This is a genomic window from Mucilaginibacter sp., assembly GCF_039207105.1.
Taxonomy (GTDB): domain Bacteria; phylum Bacteroidota; class Bacteroidia; order Sphingobacteriales; family Sphingobacteriaceae; genus Mucilaginibacter.
The window spans coordinates 1-6,928 of sequence record NZ_JBCECK010000211.1 but is presented as its reverse complement, the minus strand read 5'-3'; the positions used below and the strand labels follow the sequence as shown (position 1 = coordinate 6,928).

Below are 6,928 nucleotides of genomic sequence, written 5' to 3'. Positions count from 1 at the left end.
AAAAGCCCCCTGGACTTGCTCCGGGGGACTTTCAACCTAAACCTTATCACAATTAAACTGGTAAGTTTACCAGTTCGTGAGAGGTATAACAATTACTATACCAAAAAAAATTATTGCGCCGATTTAATATTTAACAGCTTGTTAATCAATATCAAACTTGCCTACAGATTACATACCTGTAATCATCGTGACTAATTGTTTGGTCACTTGTCGTGTTTGGCATACACCGCATACAACATTAAACATGTTTTGTGGCTTTACGCCTGCGTAAGTAAGTATCTGTTAAAAATAAAGCCAACACAACATCAAATATCAGGAACCATTTCATAAACGGCGAGCTTAAAATATTACCGGCATTGGGCAGCTTTAAGGCAGGCATGGTCATGTTTAACTTAATGCCCGAAATATCTATACTTGACAATGCCATTACAAGTAAAGCCGTAATGGTTACCATAAAGAAAATAGCTATGCTTTTAATAATACGCTTATCAATAGCCGCCTTAAGTGGTTGAAGGGCATTTTCTGTACGTATAGCCTCCATTACATTATAGGTAAAGGCCATAGGAGGTTCATCCAGTTCCATAGCGGCAAACTCCTGGTTAAGCGCCAGCAACTCCTGATACTTTTTGGCATACAGCTCGTTATTTGCTATCAGCCCGGCAATGGCTTCCTGCTCAGCCGCAGTACAGGTTCCATCAATATAGTTCCAGAGTTTTTCTTCAATCTCGTTCATATCAGTTCTTTCACCTCTTGTTTTAAATTTCGCTCCAGCTTTTCTTTCAAACGCTGGCGCGCCCTGAATAGTTTAACCTTAATCGTATTTGTCTCCATACCCAGGGCTTGCGCAATTTCTTCAAGCGATTGCTCACCCTTGTAAAATAAGGTGATGATGGTGGCATCATCAGGCAACAACTGGTCAATGGCTTGGTTAAGGTAAAACAATCTGGATTTATTTTCCACATTATTCGTATCAAAGCCCGATTCCTGACTTTCAACTTGTATATAAGTATTCTCATCGTCTATGGAATCTGTAGCTATTCTTTTCTTTCTTAAAAATGTCATGGCTGTAGTGTAAACTATACTATACAACCAGGTAGTAAACTTTGACTGCCCCTGAAATGAACTCAGCGAACGGTACGCCTTTACAAAACAATCCTGAGCTATTTCTTCAGCATCTTCCCTCCCCTTTGCAAAACGCAAGGCCAGTGTAAACACAAAGCGCTGGTGCCGCTTAACCAGATCGGCATAAGCGGATTGGTCTCCCAACAATGTTTGCTGTATAAGTTCGATATCTGAAAGCTTGCTCTGCATGTATTACAACCTCTCTGACGCTGTAGTTTTAATCCAGGTTACACGGTTTTATATAAAAATACTTAAAATTAAGCTGAGCCTTGCATAATAAGTTATACTACAAGAACATACCTATAAACAAAAATGCCTCCGAAATAATCCGGAGGCACTGCAATTATGTAAAAACAGCTTAAATAGCTGTTGGTCGCCTAATGATACCTAACAGTACAGCAATGATGGCAATAACCAGCAATACATGTATTAAACTGCCTACAGAAGTAAAAAACACGCCAATTGCCCAGCCTATCAGCAGGATAACGGCAATTATATACAATAGTGAGTTCATAGTAATTAAATTTTAGTTAATGTTTTCACAGATAGATATTTATATAATAGCCAAATGCCTTAAAAAGTTTTAAAACATTTGGCTAACCATGAGTTTTCCTCAATTATTTTTTCTCTGATCTGGATGATTGATTGATACCGGCTTCAGCTATTTTGGTGAGCAGACTGTCGGCATTTTTCTCTTCCTACAGGGTAGCATCTAACAATTCCGCGGCTTCGTTATAGCCCAGTACGGCAGCCAGTGTTTTGAGTGTACCATACGATGCTATTTCGTAGTGTTCAATTTTTTGAGCTGCCGATATGATTCCGGCATCACGTGTAATGCTGCCCTTCTCGGTTTCAGAAACAATTTCTTCTCCTTCTTTAATTAAGCCAGCCATAGCTTCGCATTTTACTGCGGCGGTCTTAACGCCGATAGATTCAAATGCTGACTCTAAACGAGTAACATGGTTCTCGGTTTCGGCAAGGTGGTTTTCAATTGCCGAACGCAGTTCATCTGAACTTGCCGCTTTGGCCATTTTAGGTAAAGCTTTAGCCAGGTGTTTTTCGGCCCAGTAAATGTCTTTCAATTCGTCAACAAATAATTCGTTTAATGCTGATTCCTGAACATCTTCTGTTTGTTGAGGAGCTTTTGTTTTGGTAGTTGCCATGATGAAGTTTTTTTAGTTTGATGTATTAAGCATCAAACAAAGGCAATGCCAAATTACATATTTTTAAACAAAATTAATTATAACGATAATTTAGAATCAAAAATATTATTACCAATTAAACATAGTGTAGCAATAAACAATAAAGTTGTATAGTAAAGTGGAAAGGGTCCCTAAAGATATGTTCCCCGGGGAACATAATTTACAACATGCTCATAAACAATACATTAAGCACCTTTTTTATTTTTCAGGCTACTCATTAATTGCTCATAAAGGTCGTCGCTTGTGGTTTTATGCGGTTCCAGCTTTTTAACCGTAGCCCGTTTACCTTTTGATTTGGCTTTGATAATGTTTAACAATTCATCGGTATACTCATCTTTAAATTTAGACACATCAAAATCTTCTGCGTACTGATTAATCAGCGCCAAACCAACATCGAGTTCTTTTTTGCTTACCTCCACATTATCGGCAATATTCAGGTCCTCAGTACCACGTATTTGCTGCCCAAAACGAATACGGGTTATCACCAGCACATTGTTTACCGGGTGTACAATACACAGGCTTTCAGTGCTGCGCAACACAAAACGGGCAAGGCCAGCCTTTTTTGATTGCTGCAGCGCTTTCAGTAGCAAGGCATAAGCTTTATTATTTTTGTTGTCGGGCTCGGTATAGTATGAGGTTTCGTAAAACATAGGGTTTACATCAGCAATGTCAACAAAGCTTTCTATTTCAACCACCTTGCTTTTTTCTGGGGCGGCATCCTCAAAATCATGATCCTCCATAATTACGTAATCATCATTTAGCTTGTAGCCCTTCACGATTTTATCATAAGGAACTTCTTTATGAGTATTTTCATTTACCCTTTGATAACGTATGCGTGCATGATCGCGGCTATCCAACATATCAAAATCAAGCGAGCTGGTTTGTACCGCCGAATAAAGCTTTACCGGAATACTTACCAAGCCAAAACCGATGGAACCTTTCCAGATAGATCTCATATCCTAATGTTTAAATGTTTCTGGTATAACCATTAAATGGGCTAACAGTTTTTTATCATATTGATCTTCAAACGCATGTCCCAAAGCACATTCTAAAATAGTAGTTTTATGTACTTGTAGCCCCTAAATAAAGCACCGGTTACTAAACAAATAAATTGGCCGTTCTGTTACACATTAAACTTTTAATACGTTAACATAGTCATACATACAAATTATATAACAATTATCACATGAAACCATCAGGAGCTTTCACCCAAAAACAACTGCTCCTGATCACTTCATAGCAATTAGAAAACAAATTATCACATGAAAAAGCTATTTATCCTTGCCGTATTACTTACGTTTACTTATGGTGCTTTTGCACAAACTATTGACCTGCGCCGTAAAATTGAGGTTACCGGAACTGCCGAACAGGAAGTTACGCCCGATATTATATATGTCTCTATTTCATTACAGGAATACATGAACGGTAAAAACCGGGTTACCATTGATGTACTGGAAAATCAATTGGAAAAAGGCGTGAAAGATGCCGGTATAGCCAAAGAAGATTTTACCGTGAACAATGTATCGGCCTGGAACAACACCTATCAGAAAAAAAAGGCTCCAGATTTTTTAGCCAGCAAACAATATTTAATCAAGGTTACCGACCTGAACAAGTTTAACCAGATACTGGCCAAGGTTGATGCCAAGGGTATACAATCAACAAATATTGAAAGCTACGATTATTCAAAAATTAACGACCTGAAAAATACCCTGAAATTAAAGGCCCTTTTATCGGCTCGTGATAAGGCATCGTTTCTGGTTAATGGTTTAGGCGACAAACTGGGTTCGGCTATCAGCATTACCGAAAACGATAACAGCAGCTTTCCGCAGCCACGTGCCGTAATGATGTTCAAATCGGCCGCTGCTGATGTTGCCGGACCTGCAGAATCAGACATTGATTTTAAAAAGATAAAGCTGAGCTTCCAGATACAGGCGGTATTTGAAATAAAATAAGGCTGCGAAGACTCACCCCGTCATCGCTATCGCTCGACACCCCTCTCTTCGCCTTCGGCGGGAAGAGGGGTTTTCTTTTATATATTCTGTCATTAACCCTCTTTGCGGCGAAGCCGGAGAGAGGGTGATCCAGCGAAGCGTGGATCGGGTGAGTTGACTTTGTAAGTTTTCACCTTCCCCTAAATTTTTTCTCCAATAGGGTGTAACCTGTTTTAAAACCATGTAGTCATAGCTTACAAATACACCATAATGGTGATTCAAACGAAAGAAAAATTTATTAACTTATTAAAACTTAAATATTATGGGCGCAGGTGAATTAGGGGTATTAGCTGGAATAATAATACCTCTTGGCTTTTTTATAATGATATTCGGCATTGTTTATTTAAACAAACGCGAGAAACTGGCAATGATTGAACGCGGTATGGATCCGCGTACCTACAAACCACAATCGGCCCCTTATCAAAACCTAAAATGGGGGTTATTACTGATTGGTGCAGGTGTTGGCTTATTCCTGGCCTTTACATTAGATCATTCGCTGTACAGCAAATTAGATGAGGATAGCATACCTCCACTGTACTTCGCGCTTATTGCTATATTCGGTGGCTTAGGTTTGTTTCTCTCTTATCGTATAGAAAAAAGGGAAGTATTGGATAAAGAGGATTCTACTTTAACAAAATAAACAACACCCATGTTTTTATAACAAAGAGGCCATTGTTTTATAAAACAATGGCCTCTTTAATGTTGCTATCAGCCCATTCAGCAAATACCGTATTGTTGTTTTAATACGTTCAGGTGGTGCAGCTCGTGCCCGGCCAGCATATATACCAATGCCCTTACCGAAAACAAGTGGTTACTGGCAATACCTGTACGCAGCAATTGTTCTTCACTAAAACTCTTTATCATATAAATATTTGAGAGGCGGGCTGCCTTAAACTCAGCCGCCAGATCCTGAATACTTTGGCCATCAAAATCGGTATTGTTCACATAAACATCCTGATCAAAACCAGGCAACTCTACATGATTGCGCGAAAAAACCAGCGCCCGGTATGCAAAGGTGCGTTCAGTATCAATCATATGACCAACAACCTGTTTAACTGTCCACTTCCCTGGAGCATAGGCATATGCGACTTGCTCATTGCTTAAGTTGCTAAACAATTGATGACTGTTGGTCATTAATTGTTCAAGCAGTTCAGTTACATTATTGTTGGGCACAAGGCCAACATACCCTGCGGCAAATGGCGAGTATTCCTCAGGCTGTGGTTTGCTTATCATTTTGTGAATTTTTTAATACTATCCTAAATGTTGTTCCCTTACCTATTTCGGAATCTTTTACAAATATTTGCCCGTTATGATAATTTTCAACCATACGTTTGGTTAATGATAAACCCAGCCCCCAGCCGCGTTTGCGTGTAGTATAACCTGGCTGAAAAACGGTATCGAATTTAGAGCGCTGTATCCCTTTTCCGGTATCCGCTACATCAATAAAAACCTGATTTTTCGTTTTGCCTTTGCCGCTACTGATATCTATTTTGATGCTGCCTTTTCCATCAATGGCGTTAACAGCGTTTTTAAGCAGGTTTTCAAGTACCCAATCAAACAGCGGGATATTAAGACCGGCTTGCAGCAGCGGGTTACCGCTCAATTCAAATCCTATATTTTTACTTACACGTACCTTAAAATAATCAACAAAATCTTTTACTACATCATAAACCAGATGATCTTCCAATACCGGTTTCGATCCTATTTTTGAAAAACGGTCGGCTACTATTTCCAACCGTTTTACATCATTCTCCATTTCGGCCACCAGCACATCATCTTCAGCATCAAACTTTTCTTTCATCAGCTCTATCCAGGCCATTAATGACGATATGGGGGTACCCAGTTGGTGCGCCGTTTCCTTGGCCAAACCCACCCAAACCTGATCCTGTTCCGATTTTCTCGATGAGCTAAAAGCCGTGTAGGCCATTAATAAAAATATAGCTATCAACGTCAGCTGAACATATGGAAATAGCTTCAACTGTGTAAGTAATGGCGAATCTTTATAAAACACCAGCCACCAGCCGCCAGGCACCTTAAGTTTAATAGGCGCATGCTGGTTTTTCATATACTTCAGTTCGGATGTAAAGTATGCCGTATCATACTTCATTTTTTTATTGTTTTCGGCCTGAAGCTTGATGAATGTTTTGGTGGTATCCAGGCCACGCACATATTTAAAGTCTTCGTTTTCATCGGTAACAATGGCGGGTACAATTAAACTATCCCTAACGGCTATTACATAGGTTAAAAAGTCATTATCATCAGATGATAGTATCTGTTTCATGCTCAATGCCCAAACCTGCGCACGCGTACGCTCGGACCTCGCTATGTTTTTAACCAGGTAATTGGTATAGATCAATGAGCTGCCTGCTATGACTACGGCGAATGCGAGCAGAAAGTATTTCCAGCGTTTTTTTTGTTGGTATGGATTCATGTTGGCTAAGTAATCAAATAACGTAAAATTATTTCAATTATATACTCATCTGAAACCCACACATTCACACATCAGCATATTTGCACATCCGCATGTCCGCACATCTATAATAAGTTTATCTTTGCCCCATCATGACCGATAAAAAAGTAAGAGTCCGTTTTGCACCAAGCCCAACCGGTGGT

Annotated in this window: 9 protein-coding genes; 2 read left to right on the top strand and 7 right to left on the bottom strand. The window is 39.5% G+C overall.

Annotated elements, in window-relative coordinates; genetic code table 11:
- Window positions 1-238 precede the first annotated feature (238 nt).
- The 5 genes from AAGC65_RS23865 to AAGC65_RS23845 form a co-directional block, all read right to left on the bottom strand.
- Window positions 239-733, bottom strand: a complete 495-nt coding sequence (locus AAGC65_RS23865) for a hypothetical protein (RefSeq protein WP_343114975.1) — start codon at window positions 731-733, stop codon at window positions 239-241.
- Window positions 730-1,311 carry a sigma-70 family RNA polymerase sigma factor gene (locus AAGC65_RS23860; RefSeq protein ID WP_343114974.1) on the bottom strand — a complete coding sequence of 194 codons (582 nt, stop codon included), beginning with the start codon at window positions 1,309-1,311 and terminating at the stop codon, window positions 730-732. Before AAGC65_RS23860 ends, AAGC65_RS23865 begins: the two co-directional genes overlap by 4 nt.
- A gap of 169 nt (window positions 1,312-1,480) precedes the next feature.
- The gene (locus AAGC65_RS23855) at window positions 1,481-1,636 is read right to left on the bottom strand and encodes a lmo0937 family membrane protein (protein WP_183561773.1); all 156 of its coding nucleotides are present in this window, start codon (window positions 1,634-1,636) and stop codon (window positions 1,481-1,483) included.
- A 184-nt stretch (window positions 1,637-1,820) separates the two neighbouring features.
- Window positions 1,821-2,285, bottom strand: a complete 465-nt coding sequence (locus AAGC65_RS23850) for a ferritin-like domain-containing protein (protein WP_343114973.1) — start codon at window positions 2,283-2,285, stop codon at window positions 1,821-1,823.
- Between the two features lie 224 nt (window positions 2,286-2,509).
- Window positions 2,510-3,280: a Ku protein gene (locus AAGC65_RS23845; protein ID WP_343114972.1), complete on the bottom strand. Its 771-nt coding sequence runs from the start codon at window positions 3,278-3,280 to the stop codon at window positions 2,510-2,512.
- Between the two features lie 306 nt (window positions 3,281-3,586).
- Here AAGC65_RS23845 and AAGC65_RS23840 point away from each other — a divergent pair, with 306 nt between their 5' ends.
- Together AAGC65_RS23840 and AAGC65_RS23835 are read left to right on the top strand one after the other, a co-directional pair.
- The gene (locus tag AAGC65_RS23840) at window positions 3,587-4,276 is read left to right on the top strand and encodes an SIMPL domain-containing protein (protein ID WP_343114971.1); all 690 of its coding nucleotides are present in this window, start codon (window positions 3,587-3,589) and stop codon (window positions 4,274-4,276) included.
- 301 nt (window positions 4,277-4,577) lie between these two features.
- Entirely contained in the window at window positions 4,578-4,955 is a 378-nt protein-coding gene (locus AAGC65_RS23835; RefSeq protein ID WP_343114970.1) for a DUF6249 domain-containing protein, read from the top strand.
- Between the two features lie 77 nt (window positions 4,956-5,032).
- Here the strand turns inward: AAGC65_RS23835 and AAGC65_RS23830 are convergent, their stop codons facing one another.
- Together AAGC65_RS23830 and AAGC65_RS23825 are read right to left on the bottom strand one after the other, a co-directional pair.
- On the bottom strand, window positions 5,033-5,548 hold the full coding sequence (locus tag AAGC65_RS23830; RefSeq protein WP_343114969.1) for a DinB family protein: 516 nt from the start codon (window positions 5,546-5,548) through the stop codon (window positions 5,033-5,035).
- Complete coding sequence (locus tag AAGC65_RS23825) at window positions 5,526-6,746, bottom strand: HAMP domain-containing sensor histidine kinase (RefSeq protein WP_343114968.1); 1,221 nt, start codon at window positions 6,744-6,746, stop codon at window positions 5,526-5,528. The genes AAGC65_RS23830 and AAGC65_RS23825 overlap by 23 nt, the downstream gene beginning before the upstream one ends.
- Between the last annotated feature and the right edge of the window lie 182 nt (window positions 6,747-6,928).